This window comes from Pseudomonas sp. NY15356, from assembly GCF_048068175.1.
Taxonomy (GTDB): domain Bacteria; phylum Pseudomonadota; class Gammaproteobacteria; order Pseudomonadales; family Pseudomonadaceae; genus Aquipseudomonas; species Aquipseudomonas putida_K.
Genome location: NZ_JBLUPW010000004.1, coordinates 156942 through 181058, shown reverse-complemented (window position 1 = coordinate 181058; position 24117 = coordinate 156942). Strand labels below are relative to the sequence as shown.

At 63.1% G+C, this 24117-nt stretch carries 27 protein-coding genes, 1 pseudogene and 1 riboswitch; of the genes and pseudogenes, 16 read left to right on the top strand and 12 right to left on the bottom strand.

Annotated elements, in window-relative coordinates; translation table 11 throughout:
* Window positions 1-181: 181 nt before the first annotated feature.
* Both ACNFCI_RS05855 and ACNFCI_RS05850 read left to right on the top strand, forming a co-directional pair.
* Window positions 182-1048, top strand: a complete 867-nt coding sequence (locus ACNFCI_RS05855; protein ID WP_368828950.1) for a DNA-binding protein — start codon at window positions 182-184, stop codon at window positions 1046-1048.
* An 86-nt stretch (window positions 1049-1134) separates the two neighbouring features.
* On the top strand, window positions 1135-1302 hold the full coding sequence (locus ACNFCI_RS05850) for a DUF6021 family protein (RefSeq protein WP_368828951.1): 168 nt from the start codon (window positions 1135-1137) through the stop codon (window positions 1300-1302).
* Between the two features lie 70 nt (window positions 1303-1372).
* On the opposite strand, the gene ACNFCI_RS05845 is transcribed toward ACNFCI_RS05850, so the two are convergent.
* Both ACNFCI_RS05845 and ACNFCI_RS05840 read right to left on the bottom strand, forming a co-directional pair.
* Window positions 1373-1627 (bottom strand): hypothetical protein, encoded by a 255-nt coding sequence (locus ACNFCI_RS05845; protein ID WP_084857850.1) that lies wholly within the window; start codon window positions 1625-1627, stop codon window positions 1373-1375.
* 24 nt (window positions 1628-1651) lie between these two features.
* Window positions 1652-2152, bottom strand: coding sequence for a DUF4142 domain-containing protein (locus ACNFCI_RS05840; protein WP_084857851.1), 501 nt, complete (start codon window positions 2150-2152; stop codon window positions 1652-1654).
* 167 nt (window positions 2153-2319) lie between these two features.
* Between ACNFCI_RS05840 and ACNFCI_RS05835 the strand changes: the two genes are divergently transcribed.
* From ACNFCI_RS05835 to ACNFCI_RS05825, 3 genes are all read left to right on the top strand, one after another.
* On the top strand, window positions 2320-2562 hold the full coding sequence (locus ACNFCI_RS05835; RefSeq protein WP_084857852.1) for a hypothetical protein: 243 nt from the start codon (window positions 2320-2322) through the stop codon (window positions 2560-2562).
* A complete protein-coding gene (gene xth, locus ACNFCI_RS05830; protein WP_368828952.1) occupies window positions 2559-3347 on the top strand; it encodes an exodeoxyribonuclease III in 789 nt (262 codons plus the stop codon). Before ACNFCI_RS05835 ends, xth begins: the two co-directional genes overlap by 4 nt.
* Before the next feature lie 89 nt (window positions 3348-3436).
* Entirely contained in the window at window positions 3437-5005 is a 1569-nt protein-coding gene (locus tag ACNFCI_RS05825; RefSeq protein WP_368828953.1) for a diguanylate cyclase, read from the top strand.
* Window positions 5006-5009: 4 nt separating this feature from the next.
* On the opposite strand, the gene ACNFCI_RS05820 is transcribed toward ACNFCI_RS05825, so the two are convergent.
* Complete coding sequence (locus ACNFCI_RS05820) at window positions 5010-5525, bottom strand: GNAT family N-acetyltransferase (protein WP_368828954.1); 516 nt, start codon at window positions 5523-5525, stop codon at window positions 5010-5012.
* Between the two features lie 76 nt (window positions 5526-5601).
* Window positions 5602-6309: an MgtC/SapB family protein gene (locus ACNFCI_RS05815; RefSeq protein ID WP_084857856.1), complete on the bottom strand. Its 708-nt coding sequence runs from the start codon at window positions 6307-6309 to the stop codon at window positions 5602-5604.
* 460 nt (window positions 6310-6769) lie between these two features.
* On the opposite strand from ACNFCI_RS05815, the gene ACNFCI_RS05810 reads away from it, so the two are divergent.
* Window positions 6770-7240: a sterol desaturase family protein gene (locus tag ACNFCI_RS05810; protein WP_084857857.1), complete on the top strand. Its 471-nt coding sequence runs from the start codon at window positions 6770-6772 to the stop codon at window positions 7238-7240.
* Window positions 7241-7245: 5 nt separating this feature from the next.
* On the opposite strand, the gene ACNFCI_RS05805 is transcribed toward ACNFCI_RS05810, so the two are convergent.
* Genes ACNFCI_RS05805 through ACNFCI_RS05795 form a run of 3 tightly spaced genes read right to left on the bottom strand, consistent with a single transcriptional unit; the run spans window position 7246 to window position 10009 of the window.
* Complete coding sequence (locus ACNFCI_RS05805) at window positions 7246-8268, bottom strand: FecCD family ABC transporter permease (RefSeq protein WP_084857858.1); 1023 nt, start codon at window positions 8266-8268, stop codon at window positions 7246-7248.
* Window positions 8268-9236: an ABC transporter substrate-binding protein gene (locus ACNFCI_RS05800; RefSeq protein WP_368828955.1), complete on the bottom strand. Its 969-nt coding sequence runs from the start codon at window positions 9234-9236 to the stop codon at window positions 8268-8270. The genes ACNFCI_RS05805 and ACNFCI_RS05800 overlap by 1 nt, the downstream gene beginning before the upstream one ends.
* A complete protein-coding gene (locus ACNFCI_RS05795; RefSeq protein WP_368828956.1) occupies window positions 9233-10009 on the bottom strand; it encodes an ABC transporter ATP-binding protein in 777 nt (258 codons plus the stop codon). The genes ACNFCI_RS05800 and ACNFCI_RS05795 overlap by 4 nt, the downstream gene beginning before the upstream one ends.
* 108 nt (window positions 10010-10117) lie before the next feature.
* Window positions 10118-10325: riboswitch (cobalamin riboswitch) on the bottom strand.
* Window positions 10326-10628: 303 nt separating this feature from the next.
* On the opposite strand from ACNFCI_RS05795, the gene ACNFCI_RS05790 reads away from it, so the two are divergent.
* The 3 genes from ACNFCI_RS05790 (at window position 10629) to ACNFCI_RS05780 (ending at window position 14050) form a co-directional block, all read left to right on the top strand.
* Window positions 10629-11114, top strand: coding sequence for a (2Fe-2S)-binding protein (locus tag ACNFCI_RS05790; protein ID WP_368828957.1), 486 nt, complete (start codon window positions 10629-10631; stop codon window positions 11112-11114).
* Window positions 11111-13294 (top strand): molybdopterin cofactor-binding domain-containing protein, encoded by a 2184-nt coding sequence (locus ACNFCI_RS05785; RefSeq protein WP_416767609.1) that lies wholly within the window; start codon window positions 11111-11113, stop codon window positions 13292-13294. The genes ACNFCI_RS05790 and ACNFCI_RS05785 overlap by 4 nt, the downstream gene beginning before the upstream one ends.
* 210 nt (window positions 13295-13504) lie before the next feature.
* A complete protein-coding gene (locus ACNFCI_RS05780; RefSeq protein ID WP_368828960.1) occupies window positions 13505-14050 on the top strand; it encodes a hypothetical protein in 546 nt (181 codons plus the stop codon).
* Between the two features lie 171 nt (window positions 14051-14221).
* Here the strand turns inward: ACNFCI_RS05780 and arfB are convergent, their stop codons facing one another.
* Window positions 14222-14635 (bottom strand): alternative ribosome rescue aminoacyl-tRNA hydrolase ArfB, encoded by a 414-nt coding sequence (gene arfB, locus ACNFCI_RS05775; RefSeq protein WP_084857871.1) that lies wholly within the window; start codon window positions 14633-14635, stop codon window positions 14222-14224.
* A 164-nt stretch (window positions 14636-14799) separates the two neighbouring features.
* Here arfB and ACNFCI_RS05770 point away from each other — a divergent pair, with 164 nt between their 5' ends.
* On the top strand, window positions 14800-15762 hold the full coding sequence (locus ACNFCI_RS05770) for a GNAT family N-acetyltransferase (RefSeq protein WP_416767606.1): 963 nt from the start codon (window positions 14800-14802) through the stop codon (window positions 15760-15762).
* Window positions 15763-15887: 125 nt separating this feature from the next.
* A complete protein-coding gene (locus ACNFCI_RS05765; protein ID WP_416767604.1) occupies window positions 15888-16535 on the top strand; it encodes a hypothetical protein in 648 nt (215 codons plus the stop codon).
* An 85-nt stretch (window positions 16536-16620) separates the two neighbouring features.
* Here the strand turns inward: ACNFCI_RS05765 and ACNFCI_RS05760 are convergent, their stop codons facing one another.
* Window positions 16621-17094 carry a DUF1348 family protein gene (locus ACNFCI_RS05760; protein ID WP_084857874.1) on the bottom strand — a complete coding sequence of 158 codons (474 nt, stop codon included), beginning with the start codon at window positions 17092-17094 and terminating at the stop codon, window positions 16621-16623.
* Window positions 17095-17356: 262 nt separating this feature from the next.
* Here ACNFCI_RS05760 and ACNFCI_RS05755 point away from each other — a divergent pair, with 262 nt between their 5' ends.
* The 5 genes and pseudogenes from ACNFCI_RS05755 (at window position 17357) to ACNFCI_RS05735 (ending at window position 20526) form a co-directional block, all read left to right on the top strand.
* Window positions 17357-18163: an ABC transporter substrate-binding protein gene (locus ACNFCI_RS05755; RefSeq protein WP_416767602.1), complete on the top strand. Its 807-nt coding sequence runs from the start codon at window positions 17357-17359 to the stop codon at window positions 18161-18163.
* 71 nt (window positions 18164-18234) lie between these two features.
* Window positions 18235-18951, top strand: a complete 717-nt coding sequence (locus tag ACNFCI_RS05750; protein WP_084857876.1) for an amino acid ABC transporter permease — start codon at window positions 18235-18237, stop codon at window positions 18949-18951.
* 3 nt (window positions 18952-18954) lie between these two features.
* Entirely contained in the window at window positions 18955-19650 is a 696-nt protein-coding gene (locus ACNFCI_RS05745; RefSeq protein ID WP_416767600.1) for an amino acid ABC transporter permease, read from the top strand.
* Between the two features lie 18 nt (window positions 19651-19668).
* Window positions 19669-19817, top strand: a pseudogene (locus ACNFCI_RS05740) (SDR family oxidoreductase); the annotation flags it as partial.
* A 49-nt stretch (window positions 19818-19866) separates the two neighbouring features.
* Window positions 19867-20526, top strand: a complete 660-nt coding sequence (locus ACNFCI_RS05735; RefSeq protein ID WP_416767598.1) for a cupin domain-containing protein — start codon at window positions 19867-19869, stop codon at window positions 20524-20526.
* A gap of 110 nt (window positions 20527-20636) precedes the next feature.
* On the opposite strand, the gene hemB is transcribed toward ACNFCI_RS05735, so the two are convergent.
* The 3 genes from hemB to ACNFCI_RS05720 form a co-directional block, all read right to left on the bottom strand.
* Complete coding sequence (gene hemB, locus ACNFCI_RS05730) at window positions 20637-21608, bottom strand: porphobilinogen synthase (RefSeq protein ID WP_084857879.1); 972 nt, start codon at window positions 21606-21608, stop codon at window positions 20637-20639.
* Window positions 21609-21767: 159 nt separating this feature from the next.
* A complete protein-coding gene (locus tag ACNFCI_RS05725; protein WP_416767596.1) occupies window positions 21768-22472 on the bottom strand; it encodes an NAD(P)H-dependent oxidoreductase in 705 nt (234 codons plus the stop codon).
* Complete coding sequence (locus ACNFCI_RS05720; RefSeq protein WP_368828963.1) at window positions 22469-24115, bottom strand: ABC transporter ATP-binding protein; 1647 nt, start codon at window positions 24113-24115, stop codon at window positions 22469-22471. The genes ACNFCI_RS05725 and ACNFCI_RS05720 overlap by 4 nt, the downstream gene beginning before the upstream one ends.
* Window positions 24116-24117 lie beyond the last annotated feature (2 nt).

The following is a 24117-nucleotide window of genomic DNA, read 5'->3' as shown; positions in this document are numbered from 1 at the left end:
TACGTTTCGGCCGTACTGAATCGCCGGCTCGGATAGAAAAAGGGGATAGAGGCCCAAAAGCGGGCAAACCCTTACCCAAAGGTGGTAAAGCGTTGAGGTGGGCCTTGAATGGGCGCGCGAATACTCGCACAATCAGCCCCTATTACGTAATACGTACTACGTTACGAACACAGGAGCGCACATGGCCCGGGCCGGTATCAACAAAGCGGTGGTGCAGCAGGCACGCCAGGCGCTGCTTGCCCGAGGCGAGCAGCCAACCATCGACGCAGTACGTATCGAGCTGGGCAACACCGGCTCCAAGACCACCATCCACCGTTATCTCAAAGAGCTGGACGCAGCTCAGCCCAGCAGGGCCGGCCTGAGCGAGCAACTGGGCACGCTGGTGGAGAAACTGGCCGGGCAACTGGAGGACGAGGCCCAGGCACGTATCCGCGAAGCCGAGGCCACATTCGACGAACAACGCGAACGTCTGCAGGCACAACTGCAAGTGGCCCAGCAGGCGCTGGCGGCGGCTCACCAACAACTGCAGGCCCAGGCCGGCGCGTTGCAGGCGGAGTCCGAGAAGCTGGCGACCACCCAAGACGCCTTGCAGGCCGAGCAGCTACGCAGCGCCAGCCTCAGCCAGGCGCTGGGGGAGCTGCAGGTGCGCCTGGCCGACAAGGACGAGCAGGTTCGCTCGCTGGAAGAGACGCAACGCCATGCACGCGATGCGCAGGAGCAGGACAAGCGTCGCCACGAGACGCAGGTGCAGCAGTTGCAGGTGGAGGTGCTGCGCCTGCAACAAAGCGTCGCCTTCCGCCAGGAGGAGGCCACCCGGCTACACCGGGACAACGAACGGTTGCTGGCGGACAATCGGCGGGCTTCGGCCAAGCGCAAGGTGCTGGACGAACAACTGGAACAACGCGACGCCCAGGTGCAGGGGCTGCGCTCGATCCTCGCCCAGGCCCAGGGCGCAGGGGATGAAATGCGTCGGCAACTGGAGCAGTTGCAGGCCAAGCTGGATGCCCGAACGGCGGAGCTCTTGGCGTGCCAGGCGCGCCTGCCCTGACGCCGTCGGGCGCAGTGGGGCGCAGATGGATCAAACTTCGTGAGGCTTGCAGGTTCTTCCGTAGACACCTCTACCGGAGACAGCCCATGAGCAGACCCGAACAGCACAAGCCCGACGACGGCCCTCATTCTTCCGAGCACGCGACACGCAAGAACGACCTGGGTTTCGACCCGGACTCACCCGACCTGGAAGACCCGCAAGTCGACCCGCAAGGCCCGGCCAAGCCGCCTCGGGACGACGAAAAAAAAGATTGAACCAAGAAGGCTTCACCAGCGCCCCGGGGTGCCGAGGCGCTGGTGAAGGTCAGGTGCCGCCAGCAGCATTTCAGCCTTGCGGCATTTTCTTGGCTTCCTCGACGCCTGCGGACGACAGCTTGATCGGGTAGTTCACGCTCAGCCGATGCTCGGCATCGACATCGACGCTGCCATCCTGGATCAACCCCTGCTCCTGCAGAGTCTTGAGCATCCCGGCCACGGCTTTTTCACCGCGGTAGTTGTCCAGCAGCTCCTTGCCCAGGCCTTGTGGGTGGGCATGGAACAGGCGGGTGAGGATTTCGGAACGTAGTGCATCGTTACTCATGGCGTGCCTCACACGTGCTGCAGGTCATTTGCCGTGCTTGGCCTGGAGCTGCTTGGCGTGCTCCAGGTGCTGCTCGAGCTTGGGCAGGGTTTCGCTGGCAAAGGCCTTGAGCTCGGGTTTGTCGGAGGTATTCGCTTCATCCTTGAACAGTTTCACGGCCTTTTCATGGGCCTCGACCTGATTGTTGATATACGACTGGTCGAAGGACTCGTCGCGCCATTCCAGGATCATCTTCTTGACCTTGTCGGTCAGCGCGGCTTCGTCCGGCACGCTGATATCCAGCGAGCGGGCGATATCGCCGAGCTTCTGGTTGGCCTGGGTGTGGTCGGTGACCATCTGTTGGGCGAAGGCCTTGATCTCAGGGTTCTTGCTCTTTTCCTGGGCCAGGTTGCCCGTCACCACTTCGGCGATGCCCGACTCGGTGGCACTGTCGACGAAGTCGTTGGAGCTGGCGGCCAGCACATGCATCGAAGCCATGCCCAGCGCGACGGTCAGGCCGACCCGCTTGAGGAACAGATTGCTCATGTGTCACTCCTTATCCATTGGCGCGACCTCAGTGTCGCTTATGGTTGAGCACGGCCAGTGGGCAAAGGTTTGATTTTTCTGCACGCCATGAGGCGAGTGGTCATTGGGTTGAACGTTGCCGACAACCTGGGCTCAGACATTCAAAGGTTGCACCGAGGAGCCTGCCCATGAGCATCGAACGCAGCATTCCCGAGCTCGAAGCCTGGTACGCCCAGTACGATGACGCGAGCTATCGGCGCGAGTCGCCGGATGCCTACCACCATGAACTGATCCGTACCGCCGAAGCCCTGCGCGACGATGGCGCCATCGACTGGGACGACTGGCTGGCGCTCAAGGCCCTGGCCGACCAGGCCCATGGCCGTGCGCTTGAAGAAGCGGTGCAGGCCCATGTCGATGACCCTGACGCATGAAGACCTTGAAGATCGCCACGTTCAACATCAACGGCATCCGCAGCCGCCTGCCCGGGCTTCTGGCCTGGCTGGCGCGCGAGCAACCGGACATCGCCTGCCTGCAGGAACTCAAGGCCGCCGACAAGGATTTCCCGCGCGATGCCCTGGAGGCCGCAGGCTATGGCTGCCTGCACCACGGTCAGCCGTCCTGGAACGGCGTGGCCATCCTGGCCCGGGGTAGCGAGCCGCTGGAGGTGCGACGCGGCTTGCCAGGCATGGAGGCGGACAGCCAGAGCCGGTACCTGGAGGCCGCAGCCCATGGGGTATTGGTGGCATGCTTGTACCTGCCCAACGGCAACCCCCAGCCTGGGCCGAAGTTCGACTACAAGCTGCGCTGGTTCCACTGCCTGAACGCGCACGCCCAGGGGCTGCTTGAGAGCGGCCACCCGACAGTGCTGGCAGGGGACTTCAACGTGGTACCCACCGACCAGGACATCTACAACACGCGCTCCTGGCTCAAGGATGCGCTGCTCCAGCCCGAGAGCCGTGAATGCTACCGCCAGCTGCTGGCCCAGGGCTGGAGCGACGCCATCCGCCAGTTGCACCCGCACGAGCAGGTCTATACGTTCTGGGATTACTTCCGTAACCATTGGCAGCGCAACGCGGGCCTGCGCATCGACCACCTGCTGCTCAGCCCCGAGCTTGCACCACGGCTGGAGGCGGCCGGGGTGGATGCCTGGGTGCGCAACGAGCCGAAGGCGAGCGACCATGCGCCGGTCTGGATCTCGCTGCAAACCGCGTCGTAGGCCAGCGCAAAGGTGCCAAGCGTTGTTCGCGTGCCTGGCACGCTGTTCTATAGTCATAGGCGGCGAGGGCGGGACAACAAGGGACTGTAATGGCTGCAAGCAGGAAACCGCACGAGGAGGGGCTTTTGGCGATCACCGGCGAAGGCCGGGCTGTCGCGTTGTTCCGCCTGGTGTTGAGCTTCATGGCCGTGGTGATGCTGGCTTTCGTCTCGGTCGAAAGCTGGCGCATCGCCCGTGACTACCGCCATGCGTCGCTGAATGCAGAGGACGCAGTGATCAACCTGGCCAGGGCCACCGCTCAGCACGCCGAAGATGCGATTCGCCAGGTCGACGCCATTAGCGCAGCGTTGGCCGAACGGCTCGAAGGCGATGGCTTCGCCAACCTGGACCGGCCGCGCTTGCATGCCTTGCTCAAGCAGCAGAAGGCCATCATGCCGCAGTTGCACGGCCTGTTCGTCTACGACGCCGAGGGCCGCTGGGTGGTAACCGACCGGGCCTCGACACCCAAGCACGCCAACAATGCCGACCGCGATTACTTCATCTATCACCGCACCCATACCGGCCGAGGCGTGCGTATCGGTTCGGTGGTGCGCAGCCGTTCCACGGGTGACCTGGTGATCCCGATCTCTCGGCGCCTGGACCACCCGGACGGCCGTTTCGCCGGGGTGCTGCTGGGCACCATCAAAGTGGACTGGTTCGTACGCTACTACGGCGACTTCAAGATCGACGAACGCGGCGCGCTGGTACTGGCCAAGCGTGATGGCACCATCCTGGTCCGGCGGCCGTTCGTCGAGCAGGTAGTGGGGCGCAGCCTGGCGGACAGCGAGATCTTCCGCAACCACCTGCCTTACGCCGACCAGGGCGTGGCCGAGGCAGTGGCGGTGGTCGACGGTACCCCGCGGCTGTATGCCTACCGGGCACTGTCGAGCTACCCACTGGTGGTGGAAGCCGGTTTGTCGCGGGAGTCGATCCTCGCCCCGTGGCGCCACGACATGCTCAAGTCGGTCGCCGTGCTGCTGCTGTTGCTGGTGGGGCTGGCGACCTTCGGTTGGGTGGTGCTGCGCCAGCTACGCGAGCGCATCGTCATCGAGCGCGCCTTGCACCAGGCGCACCAGACCCTCAAATCCCTGGCGCTGACCGACAGCCTGACAGGCCTGGGTAACCGGCGCCGGCTCGACGGTGTATTCGACGCGGAGATCCGCCGGGCACGCCGTCAAGGCTACCCGTTGGCGCTGGTGATGATGGACCTGGACTACTTCAAAGCCTACAACGACCGCTATGGCCACCCCGGCGGCGATCAGTGCCTGCGACGCGTGGGCGAAGTGCTGCGCCATGCGCTGAAGCGCCCAGGCGATCTGGCGGTGCGCTATGGCGGCGAGGAGTTCACCTTGCTGCTACCGAACACCGACGCCCAGGGTGCAGTGGCGATCGTGCAGGAGATCCTGGCCTTGCTGCGCCGGCAGATGATCGAACATGCCGGCAGCCCGCTGGGGCATGTCACCGCCAGTGCGGGCATCGCGGTGGGGTACCCAGGGCCTGAAACGATCACGCCGGAAAACCTGATGGCGACGGCGGATAGCGCCCTGTACGAGGCCAAACGCCAAGGGCGGGACCGCTATCAGCTGGCCACTGGTGCGCTGACCGGCACCCATTCGTGAGCGATCAAGCCGCCGGCACGATCGCCAATGCCATCGCGCAGCGCCCAGTCAGGCCGTGGGCGCGTTCGGCCTGCAGGATGTCGCCCAGGCGGGCGTCCAGTTGTGCCGGCTCGATGATTTTGAACCCGTGCCGGGCGTAGAACGGCGCGTTCCAGGGGACCTCGGCGAAGGTCGTCAGGGTGGCGACCCGCTTGCCGTGGCTCCGCGCGATGCTGATTGCTTGCTGGAGCAGGGCGCGCCCCATCCCTAGGCCCTGGGCCTGCGCGCATACCGACACTTCGTGGATATGCAGCCAGTCGTGTGCCTGCTCGGTGCAGATGAAACCTCGCGGGCAGTCGTTGCCGTCCACCGCCACCCAGCTGCCTTGCCCGGCAATGAAGGCCCGGTGGGCGTTTTCGTCCAGCACATCGCCGGTGGCCAGCCAAGCCAGGTCAGGCAAACGCAGGAAGGCCTGGGCCGCCGAGCGCTCGATGGCGGCAAGCAAGGGGACATCATGAAGGCGGGTAGGGCGAATGTGCATGGGTGGTCCCTGACAAAACGCCCAGTCTGCGAGCCCTGCCGCGCCAAGGCAAGGCAAGGCAAGGCTCGCCAGCGGCTCATTCGCCGACCAGCTCGCGCAGCTGCCAGCGCACCGAGCTGACGCCTTTCTCGAGGCTTACCCGGCTGACCAGGCGTTCCAGCTGGGTAGGGGCCTGCGGTGTACCGAGCAGCTCGGCACGCACCTCAAGGCGCGCGGGGTTGGCCAGGTCTTCGCTGTGCAGCGACTGCAGGCGCAGGCCGGGGTCGCTGAGGCTGTGCAACATCAGGCTGCGTACCTGGATTTCGTCCTCGGCGCGGCAGACGATGCGGACCTCGAAACGCTGCTCCACCTCGCTGGCCGGCAGTACCTCCTGGCGGTCCAGGCGCTGGGCGATGTCACGCAGCAGGATATTGGCACACAGCACCACCAGGCTGCCCAATGCCGCCTCGAGCAGCAGGCCCAGGCTGCACAACACACCGATGGCGGCCGTGCACCAAAGCGTGGCGGCGGTGTTCAGGCCACGGACATTGAAGCCGTCGCGCATGATCACGCCACCGCCGAGAAAGCCGATACCAGACACCACATAGGCGGCGATACGCGAGGCATCGGTGGGCGCCATGCCAGGCACCGCCTGGGTCATGAGCACGAACAGGCAGGCGCCGGTGCTGACCAGCGCATTGGTGCGCAGGCCGGTCAGGCGCTGGCGCAGTTGACGTTCGGCACCGATCAGGGCGCCGAGTACCAGGGCTACGCTGACGCGCAGCAGAAAGACTTTCCAATCCATAGCAAACCTCATTTCCCGGGCACATGCCCGTGGGGCGCCGCCATTTGCGGCGCAACTGAAAACAACGAGTGCGAGGACCACATGCCCGCGTGCCGGGCACGGGAGCAGGAAGGAAAGAAGTGGAGACATCGGCCCGCCTGGGCCGTGATGAACCACCGTCTACCGTGTGCGGCAAGACAGTGGCAGGAGGGCTGCCGGACTAGCTTGCCGTGTGGGCCTGTCGCAATCGACTGGGGCTACTGTCCAATGCAGGACTCCTGTTGTGGGATGCAAAACTGCGCCGCGGACCTTACGCCTGGCGCCAGGCAGGGTCAAGGACAGTTGCGTGACAATTGCGCGATCTGGGAAATTTCCTTCATGAAACTGGATGTTCGGCGACCGGACTTTCATGAAAAAGGCCTCTGAAGCGCGCCCAGGCGGTGTTAACCTTGCGCCCTTCGTTACAACCTCGGACCGTTACATGCTGTTCAATCTCGCCATCCTGTTCGGCACGCTGGTGGCCATGGAAGGCGTCGGCACGCTGGCCCACAAGTACGTCATGCATGGCTGGGGCTGGTGGCTGCATCGCTCGCACCATGAGCCGCACCTGGGCATGCTGGAGACCAACGACCTGTACCTGGTGGCACTCGCCCTGATCGCCTCGGGCCTGGTCGCCCTGGGCAAGGCCGGGTATGCGCCGCTGCAATGGGTCGGCGCTGGCGTGGCGGGCTACGGCGTGCTGTATGTACTGGCCCACGATGGCTTCTTCCACCGCCACTGGCCCCGGGCGCCGAAGCCGGTGAACCGCTACCTGCGACGCCTGTATCGGGCCCATCGGCTGCACCACGCGCTGCCCGGGCGCAAGGGCAGCGTGTCGTTCGGGTTCTTCTATGCACCGCCTTTGCGGGTGCTCAAGCGCCAGGTACGCGAGCGTCGGGCACAAGGCCTGTAGACACGTCAGGGCTTGCGGCGCAGCATCAGGATGAAGAACATGCCGCCGATGGCGGCGGTGGCGATGCCGATGGGCAGGTCCTGGGGCGCGATCAACGTACGTGCGCCGATGTCCACCCAGACCATGAACAGCGCCCCGAGCAAGGCACAGGCCGGGAGCAGCCGTCGATGTTCGGCGCCTACCAGCCGGCGGGCGACATGGGGCAGCATCAGGCCGACAAAGCCGATGGCCCCGGACAATGACACCAGCACGCCTGTGAGCAGCGCACACCCCACGAACACCTGGGCTCTTACCCGACGGGGCTCGAAGCCCAGGCTGACGGCTGTCTGTTCGCCGCTCATCAAACCATTGAGGGCCCGCGCCAGGCTCATCAGCAAGGCAAAGCCCGCCAGCACGCACAGTGCCGGCAGCCACAGCAGCGACCACTGCGCCAGGCCCAGGCCGCCCAGCATCCAGAACATCACCGAGCTGGCCGCATGTGGGTCGCCGGTGTAGAGCAGCAGGTTGGCCAGGGCCATGATCACGAAGGACACGGCCACCCCAGCGAGCAGCAGCCGGTCGCTGTCCAGGCGCCCGCGTCGGCTGGCCACCGCCAATACCAGCAGCATGCTGGCGAGCGCGCCGATGAACGCCGCCAGCGGCAGGCTGAACGGGCCGGCGAAGGCGCCCAGGAACAGCACCACCAGGACCGCGCCCAGCACCGCACCGGAACTGACCCCGAGCAGATGCGGGTCGGCCAGCGGGTTGCGGGTCACGGCCTGCAATGCACCACCGACCAAGGCCAGGCCTGCACCCACCAGCGCACCGAGCAGCACCCGCGGCGCGCGGATCTGCCAGACGATCTGTGCCTGGCCCCGGCTCCATCCTCCTGGGTCGACCAGGCCTGCCTGTTGCAGCACGATGCCCAGCACATCGGCCAGGGGTACCTGGGCAGCACCGAACCCCAGAGACACCAGACACGAGCACAGCATTGCCATCAGCAGCGCGACGAGCAACAACCGGTAGGCGCGACGATCACGTACCGGCATCACTGCAGCGTGCCTGCGAACAGGCGGGGATGCAGCGCCGCTGCCAAATGCTCGATGGCGCTGGCGTTGTCCACCGATGGGGTGACCTGAATATAGGAGAGCACGACGAAACGTCGTTCGCGGATGGCCGTCACTTCGCCTAGGGCCGGGTGCGCGAGCAGGAAATCGCGCTTCTGTTGCCAGGAGGTCGGGCCGTAGTCGACGATCACGATCACCTGCGGGTCGCGCTCCACCACGCTTTCCCAGTTCACTTCGGTCCAGCTGGCGTTGACATCGGCCATTACATTGTCACCGCCGGCCGCCTCGATCAGCGCTTGGGGCATGCCGAGGCGGCCGGAGGTGGTGGGGCGGTCTTCGCCGCTGTCATAGAGGAATACACGGGGAGCCTGGGGCTCAGCGGCGACCTGCGCCTGCACGCGCGCCACGCGCTGGCGCAGGGTGGCGATCAGGGCCTGGGCCTGCTGGCGAACGTCGAAGATGCGCCCCAGGTTGTCCAGGTCCCGGTACAGGTCATCGAGGCTGGCGCGGTGTTGGGGCATGACCCGCGAGCAGGACTCGCTGAGCTCGTACACCGGGATGCCGAACGGTGCCAGGGTCTGTGGCGTGACCGGGCCGCCCACGTACATGCCGTAGCCCCAGCCGGCAAAGAGGAAGTCGACGTTCGCATCGAGCAGGGTTTCCACCGATGGGTAGCGCGGCGCGAGTTCCGGCAGGCCGTCCAGGGCACCCGTCATGGTTGGGTCAAGGGTCTTCCAGCCACTGATGCCGGTGAAGCCAACCATACGCTCGCGCAACCCCAGGGCCAGCAGCATGCCGGTCAGGTTGCTGTCGTGGCTCACCGCCCGCTGGGGCGGCTGGCTGAAGGTGACATCACGCTCGCAGCTGCGGACGGTCACGGGGTAGTCGCCTGCCCAGGCGACGAAGGGCAGGGCGGCCAGCAGGGCCAGGCAGGTGAGGCTTCGCTTCATGCGGGGCTGATCCAGGTGATGCGTGGGTGAAAGGCCACGGGGTGACGGTCGACCAGTGCCCGTACGCCGAAGACTTCGGCCAGGCACTGTTCGGTCAGTACCTCGGCCGGGGTGCCGTGGGCAACAATGCGACCGGCCTCGATGACATACAGCCGGTCACAGAAGGCCGCAGCCAGGTTCAAATCGTGGAAACTGGCGAGCAGGCTCAGGCCGGTGGCGCGCAAGTGCTCCAGCAAGGCCAGCTGGTAGCGGGGGTCCAGGTGGTTGGTGGGTTCGTCGAGGATCAACAGGCGCGGTTGCTGGACCAGCGCGCGAGCCAACAGCACGCGCTGCTTCTCGCCGCCGGACAACGGGGTAAAACCATGATCGCCGCGCGCTTGCAGGCCCAGGCGATGCAGGCTGGCGTCCACCAGCGCATCGTCATCGTCGCCGTCGAACCAACCCTGGTGCGGCGTGCGGCCCATGGCGACCACATCGCGTACGCTCAGGCCGAAATCCTCGGGAAACTCTTGGAGCATCACCGCGACGCGTTGTGCCACCCAGCGCGCCGGGCGCTGCCAGATGTCCTCGTTTTCGAGCAGCACGCGCCCGTCATCAGGCCGTGTGAAGCGATAGGCGCAGCGCAGCAGGCTGGTCTTGCCGCTGCCGTTGGGGCCGATCAGGCCGACGCATTCACCGGGGCGTACCTCCAGGTCAATGCCGTCGAGCAGCCGCCGGCCACCAGGCGATGGCGCCCAGTGCAAACCTTCGAGACGCAGGGTAGGGGCAGACATGACGAGCAACCGTACCGGGAATGAATGTAACCCGACGATGACAGCGCGCAAGGGAATCGCGGGCAGGCTGCTGCCCCAAGACCGGCCCGCGCCCGCCCACCGCGGGAGTTGCCAAACGAGGTGACAGGCCGGTCTCCGGGCTTGCGAGAGGCGTGAGGCATTCACCTTCCCATGCCGGTGGCACAGTGGCGTATCGAATGCATCGCTCGCTTACCGTTGCGGGGGCAGCGCCGGACTGATCGCACAAGGCGAGGCACCGGCTTCCCGTTTAATCCCCGGCACGGCGGCAGGGGACACCTGAAACTGGGGCGCATCTGAGCATTTATGGGATGGGGAGTCAACTTGCAGGGCGGTCGTTCTGGCGTCGCAGACAGCCAAAACCTGAACCGGCGCACCCGGTTCAGGTTTGGCGTGCGGCAGCTTACGAGACGAAGTCGGTGGAAAGAGACAACACGTTGTTGGGTTGCGTCGGTGGGTCAACGATCGATCGGGTCGTCGATTTTATTCTTTTCCTGTCCCCCCTGATCGAAAATCTCGACCTAAGCTCTTCTATTGTTTTGCACGCCTGCATCGAAGCCGTCCAGGCGCAACTACCCGTAGTGCAGACGAGGGCGATCCGATGACCCAAACGCTAACGATCAATGGAACCGAACATCAGGTGGACGTGGATGACGACACGCCGCTGCTATGGGTACTCAGAGATGTGCTGGGGATGACGGGGACCAAGTTCGGTTGCGCAATGGCCCTGTGCGGTGCGTGTACCGTGCATATGAACGGTGTCGCCATCCGCTCGTGCGTTACACCTGTCGGCAGCCTGGCGGGAGCCAGCATCACGACGATAGAAGCGGTGGGTGACACGGATGTGGGTCGTCGTGTACAGCAGGCGTGGCTCGAACACGAGGTCGTTCAATGCGGCTACTGCCAATCAGGGCAGATCATGGCCGCAACGTCATTGCTCGCCAGCAATGCGAACCCCAGCGATGCCGATATCGATGCCACGATGGCAGGCAACATCTGCCGTTGCGGCACCTATGTGCGCATTCGAGAGGCAATAAAGACAGCTGCAAGCAAGTCTCAGCCTACGAGCGGGGAGGCTAAATCATGAGTAGCCAGGATCTGATGGCCTCATCTTCTACCGAAGGGGTCAGCCGTCGTGGTTTTCTCCGGGCCAGTGTTGCACTGGGCGGTGGCTTGTTGATCAGTATTTCGCTCCCAGGAGCCTTGGGGACGGCGCTGGCACAGGACTCAAGCTTCACACCCAATGCCTATATTCGGATCGAGCCCAGTGGCAAGGTGGTGTTTGTCATCCAGCCGGTGGAAATGGGGCAGGCCACCTATACGTCAATGCCCGCGCTCATAGCGGAGGAGTTGGAAGTAGGGCTCGACCAGATCGTTGTCGAGCATGCCCCGGCAGACGACAAGCGCTACGCCAACCCCGCACTGGGGTTCCAGGTGACGGGCGGATCGACATCGGTGCCTGCCAACTGGAAGCCGCTACGTGAGGCGGGCGCGGCGGCACGCATGCTATTGATCAGCGCAGCGGCCAATCAGTGGGGGGTGGCTGCGGATAGTTGCAAAGCAGAAAACGGATCGGTGCTCCATTCGGCCAGCGGCCGGAAGCTTGGCTATGGAGAGCTCGCCAGTGCTGCGGCGAAACTGCCTATTCCAGATACGCTGCCTCTGAAACCATCCAGTGAATTCAAGCTCATTGGTACTCCCGCCAAACGGACCGACGGGCAGGATAAGGTTACGGGCAAGGCAGTGTTCGGCATCGACGTTCGGCCGGAAGGCATGAAAGTCGCTGCAATCACGATTTGCCCTGTTGTTGGAGGCACGCTGAAAGCGGTCGAGCCAGGCCCGGCCATGGCCATGGCCATCAAGGGCGTTCGGCAGGTCATAAAAACCGATAATTCGGTAGCGGTGGTCGCAGATCACATGGGGGCCGCGCGCAAAGGGTTGGCTACATTGCAGATCCAATGGGACGGCGGCCAGAACGCATCGGTGTCGAGCGAACAAATGCTTGAGGCGATAAAAAAAGCGTCGATGCAACCCGGTCGGCAATCCCGCAAGGAGGGTGATGCAGAAGGGGTGCTCAAGACTGCCACCCGGAAGGTAGATGCGGTTTACCAGGTTCCATTCCTGGCCCATGCCTGTATGGAACCGGTGAATTGCACGGTACATGTGCGCAAGGATGGTTGCGAACTCTGGGTCGGTAGCCAGGTACCGGCGCGTGCAAAGGCGATTGCTGCAGAGCTCACTGGGCTGCCCGAGGATAAGGTGGAGGTACATAACCAATTGCTGGGAGGTGGCTTTGGCCGACGCCTGGAAGTCGATTTTGTAGCCCATGCCGTAAAGATCGCCAAGCAAGTGGATTATCCCGTCAAGGTCATCTATTCACGGGAGGAAGATACGCGGCACAGTTCGCTGCGGCCGTACCATTACAACCACCTGAGCGCCGCGCTCGACGAGCAGGGCCGTCCCGTCGCGTGGGTCCACAAAGTAACCGGCGGCTCCATCTTGGCGCGTTGGTTGCCTGCCGCCTTCAAGGACGGCATCGATCGAGATGCGGTACGCGACCCTTCCGGTCCGTACGCATTTCCCAACATCAGCGCTTATTACGTACGCCACGAGCCTCCTGAAGGGATCTACCCCGCATTTTGGCGCGGTGTGGGCCACACCCAGAACGGTTTCATGGTTGAAAGTTTCCTGGACGAACTGGCGCATATCGCCAAGATTGATCCGTTTGAGTATCGCTATCCATTGCTTCAAAAGCATCCTCGGTTACTCAAGGTGCTTGAGACGCTTCGCGAAAAATCGGGCTGGGGCACGCCAATGGGCAATAGGGAAGGGCGCGGGTTGGCCCTTACTTATTGTTTTGGTACTTATGCCGCCCAAGTGGCTGAAGTCAGTGTCCAGCCCTCGGGGGAGGTCAAGGTGAAACGGATCACCAGTGTGGTGGATTGCGGCATTGCGATAAACCCGGACAGCGTAGTGGCGCAAATGCAAGGAGGCACCATCTTCGGGCTGACGGCGGCGTTGTTCGGAGACATTACCTTCAAGGACGGGCGGGTCGAACAAGGCAATTTCGATACGTATCGGATCTTGCGCATCAACGAGACACCGCAATTCGATGTTCACGTCATCAAGAGTGATGAGGCGCCCGGCGGCCTGGGTGAAGTCTCCACTGTCCTGATTGCACCTGCGGTCACCAATGCAATATTTGCCGCCACAGGCAAACGCCTTCGCCGATTGCCGATTGACCCGAGTGAGTTGCGCCAGGCTTGACGGACACTGCTTACCTGCCACAGCGTTCGTGGCGGGTGAGCAGCCCGCAGAGAATATAGGGAAGTCAAGGTTCCAGAGGCGGCCAGATTCATAACTCGACTAAATGAATATTTAGTGTAGTTATTCCTTGAAGTCATAGGATAAAAGGTAGGGTAGTTCACCTGGTGAGCTACCTTCGGCGTCATTGTGACCATCGAGGATTGCTACTCAATGACTCATTTTCCAGGCTGGATGCTTGAAAGCGTCCATAACTACCTTAAGGCCGCTGAGCTTCTACACGCCCAAAACCTCCCACATGTCGCCATGGTCAATGCGGCGATCGGTATGGAAATCCTGCTGAAAAGCTTTATTTCCTTGCCAGATCAGCACCAAGGTACTTCTGGCGAAACCTACAAGCTCGACGTCGAAGCTCTCAAAACGGCCCACCAGCACCTGCAGTCAATCGGCAAGATTCCACCCAAACAAAGGCGTGATGCTCACGATCTGCTGACGCTGTTTCACGCGATGCCTGCGGCGATTCGAGAGCGCCTGGCCCTTAACAGCCAGGAACATTCATTCGAGCGGTATCGCGATGTGTTCACCAACAGCCGATATCAGTATGAGTCGGTCAGTTGCAAATTTTCCGATCCAGTGCTGATGGGGTTGCTGCGGTGGACATTGGCCAACGTGGTTGGCTACTACAAGGAGCGAGGCTCGCAGGATCCGTTCGTGCTGGGTTACATCGCTGAGGTCCAAGCTCTATCTGCAGCGCAGTGATCTAGGCCAGGGGCCTGGCTTCAAATCTGTCCACCCACGGCCCCGGTAACTCCATACGAAGATGCGCATAATGTATATTATGTTAAATCTTGTATTATTAGGAGCTTGCAGTCCTCAAGTTGAAATGCCTTGGATGCCATTGAGACTTACCGTCACGTTCCCCCTCCACCATTAAAAATCCACCTTTCCGCGACCCGCCTTGACCTCACTCCGCCTGGCCTTTCCTTCGAGGCGTCGTGTCTTGGACCCAAGGGTCGGCTTGGTGGGACGGCGTTTCTTCTCGGTCTTGCCGGCAGCGATGATCAACTCGGCAAGACGTGCCAACGCGTCTGCGCGGTTCTGCTCCTGGGTGCGGTATTGCTGGGCTTTGATAATCAACACGCCATCGCCGGTGATGCGACTGTCACGCAACGCCAGCAGCCGCTCTTTGTAAAACTCAGGCAGCGACGATGCCAGGATATCGAAGCGCAGATGCACGGCGCTGGACACCTTGTTGACGTTCTGTCCGCCCGCGCCTTGTGCGCGGATGTATGTCAGTTCGATGTCGGCATCCGGCAGATGCACGCTATTGGAGATGGTCAGCATGACATGGCCCTTTTGATTTCCCCCATTATCACAGCCTCCACGACTCTCCCATAGCACACCGCAGCCTTCCATTTACAGTGTATGTGGCCACGCTGCTCGGGCGCGGCATTGTTGGGCATTACTCACGTTATGTCGTAAGGTAGCCGGTTGCCGAAAGAACCGTCATGGCCCTAGCCATGAAGGGCTTTCATCCTTTACAAGCGAAAGTGGTGAAGATGAACAAGCCTTTCATTTCGCTGTGCCCTGAAATTACTCGGGCACACGCGCTGATGCTGATGGATTGGTTGCAGGATGAGCGAGTCACCTGTTTTCTGAGCGATTCGCGTCACGTCTCCCGCTCCATCGAGCAAGCCATCGATCGGACGCAATTGCCGATCCTGACCCACCTGTTCAACCGTGGCGGCCGATTCTTCATCGCCTATGACCGGCATGACGCCCCGGTGGGTTTTGTCCGCCTCGTCAAGACCGGTTCGGATTGCGAGATCGTGCTGGCCATCGGAGACCGCAAAAAATGGGGTCGGCGGCTTGGTCTGCGCACGATCCGCGAAGGCATGAAACTGGCCTTCTTCGACATGCGCGCGGCGAAACTGATTGCCAAGATCCACCCTGACAACACGCGTTCGTTGCAAGCCTTCCTGCGCAGCGGCTTCGTGCTGGAGAGCGAAACGCCGACATTGAAGTCGTTTTCCGTGACGCTGGCACGCTATCGCCAGTTATTGCGCGACGGTGTCGTCAGCGATTGCTCTGGGATCTACATCACTGAAATCGACAAAGCCAGGCTCGAGCGCTTGATTGCGCTTGAGCAAGGCCCGGCCGTTGTCGACCTCGAACATGAACTCGAGCGGGCCATTGTCGTCAAGCCGCAGAAGGTGGCGAGTACCGTTGTCACGATGAACTCCAGGGTCTTGCTGCAGCTGGACGATGAAGAGATCGAGGTCGCCTTGGTCTACCCTGAAGACGCGGACAGCGGCGCGGGGAAGCATTCCGTGTGTTCCGACATTGGTGCGGCCATTCTGGGCTACCAGGAGGGGGACGCCATCGACTGGCGAATTTCTGAACGCAATCGCCGGATCGAGATCAGGAAAGTGCTTTACCAACCGGAGACTGCGGGACATTTTCACCTGTAGCCACACGCCGGCTACAGTGCGATACACGATGGGCCTTGCTCGACACATCCCAGATAAACGCCATTGGCACCATGGCTCCACCACGCGGCGGCATCCCGCTCGCCGCATTCCCTCCGGAGCCTGCCATGAACCGAACCGCTGACACCGCCAACCTGCATGGTTGGCGCCTGTTTTCCATGTTGTCCGTGCTGGTGCTCATCGCCGCCGCACTGGCCCTATGGGCCCAGCCGCAATGGGTGGATGCCCTGCGTAGCGCCATCAGGGTCACCGCGCGCACGTCCTTTGCCCTGTTCCTGGCGACTTTTCTCGCCTCGTCGATGGCAGCCCTGGTGCCCAGCCCATTGACCCGAGGTCTGCTGCGGGAGCGACGCTTCCTAGGGCTGGCATTCGCGTTCTCCCATGCCGTGCATGCGGTGCTGATCATCCTGTACGCGAACGGGTTTCCCGAATCGTTCTGGCATGGGCGCAGCGCCGTCACGAATATTCCAGGTTCGATCGGCTATGTGTTCATCCTTTTGTTGACAGTCACCTCCTTCCCCGCCGTGGCCAAGTTGCTCGGTGCCCGTTTATGGAAGGCGCTGCACAGCACGGGGACCTGGGTGATCGCCGGTGTGTTCCTGCTGTCCTTCTACAAGCGTTTGCCCATGGGGTCTTGGTATCCACTGGCGTTCGCGCTGATGTTCAGCGCGATCTTGTTCAAACTGACCGCCAAATGGGCCTTGCGTCTACGCCGCAACGCTCGCGCAGGAACAGAGCGAACCACAGTGGCTTGAGCGATGGAGATGCGGCTCGGGCGGCTCGAGATGCAGGTCCTGCTCTCCCCTGCTTTCTGGCGATTCCCGGCCCGGCGGGGTCGATTCAAAGCCCGAGCTCACTCAACCCAGGGTGATCGTCCGGTCGCCGCCCTAACGGCCAATGGTACTTGCGCTCGCTTTCGGCGATCGGCAGGTCATTGATACTGGAGAACCGCCGCTGCATCAGCCCGTTCGCGGCGAACTCCCAGTTTTCGTTGCCGTACGAGCGGAACCAGTTACCCGAATCGTCGTGCCATTCGTACGCATAACGGACTGCGATACGGTTATCCGCAAACGCCCACAGCTCCTTGATCAACCGGTAGTCGAGCTCCTTGTGCCATTTGCGTTCAAGAAATGCCTGCACCTGGGCGCGGCCTTCGATGAACTCGGCGCGGTTGCGCCAATGGGTATCTTCCGTATACGCCAGCGCCACTTTGGCCGGGTCGCGTGAGTTCCAACCGTCTTCAGCGCCACGGACTTTCTGGATGGCCGTTTCCAAGGTGAACGGCGGCAAGGGTGGACGCAGTGCTTCGGTCATTTCGGTGCCCTCTGTAAATGATCTGGCGCATTAAGCTATAGCTCAAGCAAGTCGACATCGCGTCGCTTTTCTATTCCAAAACAGGTCGCATGAATCAACCAAACTAAGCAGTTTGGTTATAAGATAGACCCATTCATTCTTTCCTCTCCCTCCCGCTCCCCTGCCAGAATCCATCTCGCCAGCGGTCTACCACCGCCGCTCTACAACGGGCCTTTCCTATCCGCAATCGCCCGCTCTCGCCCATCCCAGGAGCTGCATATTCATGAAGAAACTCACTGCCCTCACCGCCCTCGCCCTGGTCGTCCTTTCCGGCGCGGCCCATGCCGATCGCCTGGCGGATATCAAGCAAGCCGGTGTGCTGCGTGTCGCTGCCTTCGACAGCAACCCACCGTTCGGCTTCGTCGATGCCAAGAGCAAGCAGATCGAAGGCCTCGACGTGGATTACGCCAAAGCGTTGGCCGACAAGCTCGGCGTCAAGCTCCAGGTGCTGCCAACCAACCCGGCCAACCGTGTGCCGCTGCTGACGGCGAACAAGGTCGACCTGGTGCTGGCCAACTTCACCATCACCCCGGAACGTGCACAGCAGGTGGACTTCAGCATCCCCTACTTCTCCTCAGGGCAGCAGTTCATCGTCAAGAAAGGCAGCCTGAAAAGCCCGGACGATCTGAACAAATGGCGCGTCGGCGTCGACAAGGGCACGGTCAACGAAGGGGTGCTGCGCGACAAGTTCCCCGGCGCCAAGGTCATCGCCTACGACGACACGCCGTTTGCCTTCACGGCGCTGCGCAACGGCCAGGTACAGGCCATCACCCAGGACGGCCCGAAGCTGATCGGGTTGTTGGCCAACGTGCCGGACAAGGACAAGTACGAAGTGCCGCCCTTCACCATCTCCAACGACTTGATCGGTGTCGGCATCCCCAAGGGCGAGACGGCCCTGGCCGACTTCGTCAACCTGAGCCTGCGCGACCTCGAAGCCAACGGCCAGGCACAGAAGATCTACGACACCTGGTTCGGCCCCCAGACCAAGACCCCGCTCGCGCGCCTGTACAAGATCGGCGACAAGAGCTGATCGCGCCGCTGCAACCGCGCGCCTCACGCCCGTAAGGCGCGCGACTCGTTTCATTCGCTGGAACCCCCTCGATGTTCGGTGACCTCCTCGCCCCGCGTTACCTGCTCCTGCTGCTCGACGGTTTCTTGATCAGCCTGGGCCTTGCCCTGCTTAGTTGCGTGCTCGCCACGCTGATCGGCGCACCATTGGCCATCGCCCGCCTTGCGCGCAGGCGGCGGTGTGCCTGGCCGGCGCGTGCCTATCTGGCCGCCTTTCGCAATACCCCGCTGCTGGTGCAGTTGTTCTTCTGGTACTTCGGTGTGCCGGCGCTGTTGCCGGAAACTCTGGTGGCCTGGCTCAACACGCCGCATCAATGGCTTGGCTTGCCGTGGCCTTCGTTCGAGTTCCTCGCCGCGGCCTGGGGGCTGACGCTCTATACCGCGGCCTTCGTTGCCGAGGAAATCCGCGCCGGCATCGCCTCGGTACGCCCGCAGCAGCGAGCGGCGGGCCTGGCGCTGGGGCTGCAGCCGGCACAGGTGTGGCGGGTGGTGGTGTTGCCCCAGGCGCTGCGTACTGCGCTGCCGCCGTTGCTGGGCCAGTACATGAATGCGCTGAAGAACTCCTCCCTGGCCATGGCTATTGGCCTTGCCGAATTGTCCTACGCCTCGCGCCAGGTGGAGACCGAGACCTTCAAGACCTTCCAGGCCTTCGGCGTCGCCACCCTCCTCTACATCGGTGCGATCGCGCTCATCGAAGCCCTGGGCCAAGCCCTGCAGCACAGCCGCCGCTACCGTCAGGGAGGGGCGTGAGCCATGGACTTTTCGGTGGTTGTCGACAATCTGCAATACCTATTGATGGGCGCCTATCCCGACGGGCCGATCGGTGGCGCCGTGCTGACCGTCCTGCTGGCGTTGTTCTCTGGCCTGACCTCAGCCGTGCTGGGCCTGGGGCTGGGTATCGCCCTGGCGGTGTTGCGTGGCTGGCCACGCTGGGTATTGGTGACGGTACTGGGGTTCTTTCGCGCCATCCCGGTACTGATGCTGATCTTCTGGAGCTACTTCCTGCTGCCGATCGTGTTCAAGGTCGACGTGCCGGCGTTGGCCACGGTGGTCTGCGCATTGTCATTGATCGGCGGCGCCTACCTTGCGCACTCGGTGTACGCGGGCATCCACAGCCTGCCCGTCGGGCAATGGGCGGCGGCGAAAGCCTTGGGCCTGCGACCTTGGCAGGTACTGCGTCTGGTGATATTGCCCCAGGCGTTGCCGATCATGCTGCCGTCGTTCCTCAATCAATGGGTCTCGTTGATCAAGGACACCTCGCTGGCCTACGTGATCGGGGTGGGCGAGCTGTCGTTCGTGGCGACCCAGGTGAGCAACCGGGTGATGGTGCATCCCACGGAAATCTACCTGTTCGTTGCCCTGCTCTACTTTCTGTTCTGCTCCATGCTCGACCTGTTTGCCGGGTCGCTCGCCAAGTCTCGTAGCCCGGGGCAGCCAAAGATGCACTGACGTTATTCTTGCCATGACCTGCAAGGCTTCAACGACGTCCACCCGATCGGTCGCGTTGGTACATCAGAGGATGTCGCTGACGTGATAACCTTCTTGCTTCCAAGGCCTGCTGGGTCACCGGCGCGATCAGGGACGTGGACGGCGGCGTGATGGCCGGTGGCAACTGAGTCGTGGCAATCGATCATGAAGGGGCCGGCCCAAAGCTGGATTACGCAGATGCTCGTCAACGCAGACTTCTCCCGCCGCGCCACCGTTTCACCCGATGACTACCAATGGGTGCCCTCGCCGCAGCAGGGCGTCGAGCGGGTGATGCTCGACCGGCTCGGCGGCGAGCGGGCGCGGGCAACCAGCATCGTGCGATACGCGCCTGGCTCGCACTTCCCGCCCCATGGCCACCCTGGAGGCGAAGAGGTGCTGGTCCTATCCGGCACCTTTTCCGAAGGCGATGTGCACTACCCTGCCGGCTACTACCTGCGTAACCCGCCAGGTTCGGCCCACCGACCTTCCAGCGCCGAAGGCGCGATCATCTTCGTCAAGCTCTGGCAGATGCAGCCGGACGAAAGAACGCCCGTGCGAATCGACACGCGAGACGCCGCCAATTGGCAAATGCAAGGCGGCCGAGAAGTCTGCCCCTTGTTTGCCAACAACACCGAGCGCGTGAGTTTGCAACGCCTGCCGCCAGGCGCACCGTTGTTCGATGGAGGGGTGGCAAGCGCCGAATGGCTGGTCGTCTCCGGCCGGCTGGAAACCGCTGACGGAGCATTTGACCAAGGCAGCTGGATGCGGCTGCCGCAAGGCGTGTACCCGGACATGTTGGCCGGGGAACGCGGCGCCGTCGTGTATCTCAAGACCGGGCATCTGCCCCCGATACGCTGAGTGCGGCCAACCCGCCGCTATCTCAATACGATGGCGCCGATACAGGCGCTTGTCCGGCAACGCGCTGCTCGCGATGTGCACCGCGCTAGCGGTGCTGCATTATGCACCCATCAGATCCCGTCGCGGGCCAGGTCCATCGCGAAGTAGGTCAGGATCAGGTCGGCGCCGGCACGCTTGATCGAGCCGATGCTCTCGCGCACTACCCGTGCCTCGTCGATAGCGCCGGCCAGGCCACCGAACTTGATCATCGCGTACTCGCCACTGACCTGGTACGCCGCCAGCGGCAGGCGCGAGGCGGCGCGGATGTCGGCGATCACGTCGAGGTAGGCGCCGGCTGGCTTGACCATCAGCACATCGGCCCCTTCCTGCTCGTCGAGCAGCGACTCGCGCACGGCTTCGCGGCGGTTCATCGGGTTCATCTGGTAGCTCTTGCGATCGCCCTTGAGGGCGGTGCCGCCGGCTTCGCGGAACGGGCCGTAGAGCGAAGAGGCGAACTTGGTCGAGTAGGCCATGATCGCCGTGTCATGGAAGCCTGCACCGTCCAGGGCGCTGCGGATGGCCTGGACCTGGCCGTCCATCGCCGCCGACGGGGCAATGAAGTCGGCACCGGCGGCAGCGGCCACCACGGCCTGCTTGCCCAGGTTGGCCAGGGTGGCGTCGTTGTCCACGCCATGGTCGTGCAGCACGCCGCAATGGCCGTGGCTGGTGTACTCGCAGAAGCAGGTGTCGGACATCACCACCATTTCCGGCACGGTGTCCTTGCAGATACGCGCCATGCGCGCCACCAGGCCGTTTTCGTTCCAGGTGTCGCTACCGGTCGCGTCCAGGTTGTGCGAGACGCCGAAGGTCATCACCGACTTGATGCCGGCGCGGGCGTAGCGCTCGATTTCGCTGGCGAGCCTCTTCTCGGGGATGCGATTGACCCCGGGCATGCTGGTGATGGGCACGAAATCGTCGATGCCTTCTTCGACGAAGATCGGCAGGATCAGGTCGTCGAGGCGGAATTCGGTCTCTTGGAACAGGTTGCGCAACGACGGGTTCTGGCGCAGGCGACGTGGGCGGACGATGGGGAAGTTCGACATTGGAGCTCCAGACAAGTTTTGCTACCCGCCACCATAAGTCGTAGGGCCGCCACTGACCAGTCTTGACGTGAAGAATATGTGTTGCGCCCCGGGCAACAAACCCGGGCGGGCGCGTTCTGGCGCCCGCTCCGGTGTCTGCTGAGCGACAATCGGTCGCAATCACCTGGGCAGCGGGTACAGCGCCTCGTCGAACTGCGACAGCTTGGGGAACTCCAGTGGCAGGTCGTCCGAGAGGTGGGTCAGGCGTTGCCGGTAGTCGTGCAGGAACCCTTTGCGCGCCTCATCGCTGATGTACGGCACATGCCAGGCCACGAACGGCGGCAGCACCTCGAAGCCGACATAGGCCAGGGTGCCGCGCAGGATCGGCCGCAGCATGTCCTCCAGCGGCCCATGGATCGCACCCTCGCCGAACATGTGTTCGCGCCCGCCCAGGGTCACGGTCACCAGCGCCTTCTTGCCCACCAACCCGCCCTGGTCGTAGAAGCGCTTGCCGCCGTAGCACACGCCCGAGACCAGCACGCGGTCGATCCAGCCCTTGAGCATGGCCGGGGTGGAGAACCAGAAGATCGGGAAGTTCAGCACCAGCAGGTCGGCCCACAGCAGTTTGTCCAGCTCGGCCTGGATATCCGCGGCGATGGAGCCGCTCTTGACCCCCAAGCGCTGCTCCAGGGCATACACCAGGTAGTCAGGGTTCTCACGTGTGCCGAAATCCTCGGCGCTGGCCACTGGGTTCCAGCCCATGGCGTACAGGTCGCTGACCTGCACCTGGTGCCCCTGGGCCGTGAAGGTCTCGACCGCCTGGTCGCGCAGGGCGGCGGTGAAGGATTTCGGCTCGGGGTGAGCGTGGACGATCAGTACGTTCATGAAGGTTGTCCTTGCACAGTTTGCAGGTTGGATTGCCCGGCCCGGCGGGCCAGCAGGCGGTTGAGCCAGTCGGGGTCCATTTCCGGTTCGGAGGAAAACAGCAGCCCGGTGTAGTCGTGGTACGGCGGCGCGAAGATGGCTTCTCGGCTGCCATGGTCGACCACTCGCCCGCGCTGCATCACCATCACTTCGTCGGCGATGGCGCGTACCGTGGCCACGTCGTGGGTGATGAACAGGTAGGAAACGCCCAACTGGCGTTGAATACGGTCAAGCAGCTTGAGGACGCCCTCGGCCACCAGTTGGTCCAGGGCCGAGGTGACTTCGTCGCAGATGATCAGCTCAGGCTCGGCGGCCAGCGCCCGAGCGATGCAGATGCGCTGCTTCTGGCCGCCGGAAAGTTCGCGAGGCTGGCGGTGCATGTACTTGCCCGGGTCGAGTTCTATCATCTCCAGCAACTCGGCCACACGTTGATGCAGCGCCTTGCCCTTGAGCCCGAGGTAGAGGGTCAGCGGTCGACCGATGATATCGACGATACGCTGGCGTGGGTTCAGTGCGGTATCGGGGATCTGGTAGATCATCTGGATCCGCCGCAGCTGCTCCTTGCTGCGCTGACGATAGTCCGCCGGCAGTGCCTCGCCGTCGTACAGCACCTGGCCGCTGCTGGCCGGCAACAGGCCCGTGATCAACCGTGCGGTAGTGCTCTTGCCGCTGCCGGACTCGCCGATCACCGCCAGGGTCTGGCCACGGTGCAGCGTGAGCGAGACATCGTGCAGCACCGGCTGGGCGCCATAACTGGCATTGGCCCGGCGGACTTCCAGCAAGGGCCGGGCGTGGGCCAGGCACGGCTTGACCTCGGTATGGAAGCTGCGCACGGCCCACAGCGACCGGGTGTAGTCCTGGCGCGGGCTTTCCAGCATGGTGCGGGTCTGGGCCTCCTCCACCAGGCTGCCATGGCGCAGCACCATGATGCGATCGGCGATCTGCGCCACCAGCGCCAGATCATGACTGATGTACAAGGCCGCGCTGCCGTAGGTGCGTATCGCATCGCGAATGGCGGTCAGTACTTCGATCTGGGTGGTGACGTCCAGAGCGGTGGTCGGCTCGTCGAAGACGATCAAATCTGGATGGCACGCCATGGCCATGGCGGTCATCACCCGCTGCAACTGGCCACCGGAAACCTGGTGCGGGTAGCGTTGGCCGATGCGTTCCGGATCCGGCAGGCGCAGTATCCGGTACAGCTCCACCGCCTCGGCCTCGGCGCGGACACGGTCGATGCCGCCGTTCTTCACGGCGGTCTCGATGTGCTGGTCGATCAGCCGATGGGCCGGGTTGAACGAGGCAGCGGCGCTTTGCGCTACATAGGCAATGCGAAGGCCGCGCAGGCGGCGCAAAGTCTCGGACGCAGCGCCCACCAACTCTTGGCCGTCGAAACGCACCGAGCCGCCGCTGATGCGGCAACCGTCACGCACATAGCCCATGGCCGCCAGGCCCAGGGTCGACTTGCCCGCCCCCGACTCGCCGATCAGCCCCAGCACCTCGCCTCGCGCGAGGGTCAGGTCGATGCCCTTGATCAACGGGTGCCAGGCGTCGTCATGGTGTCCGTCGATGCGCAGGTTCCGTATTTCCAGCAACGGTGTATTCATGC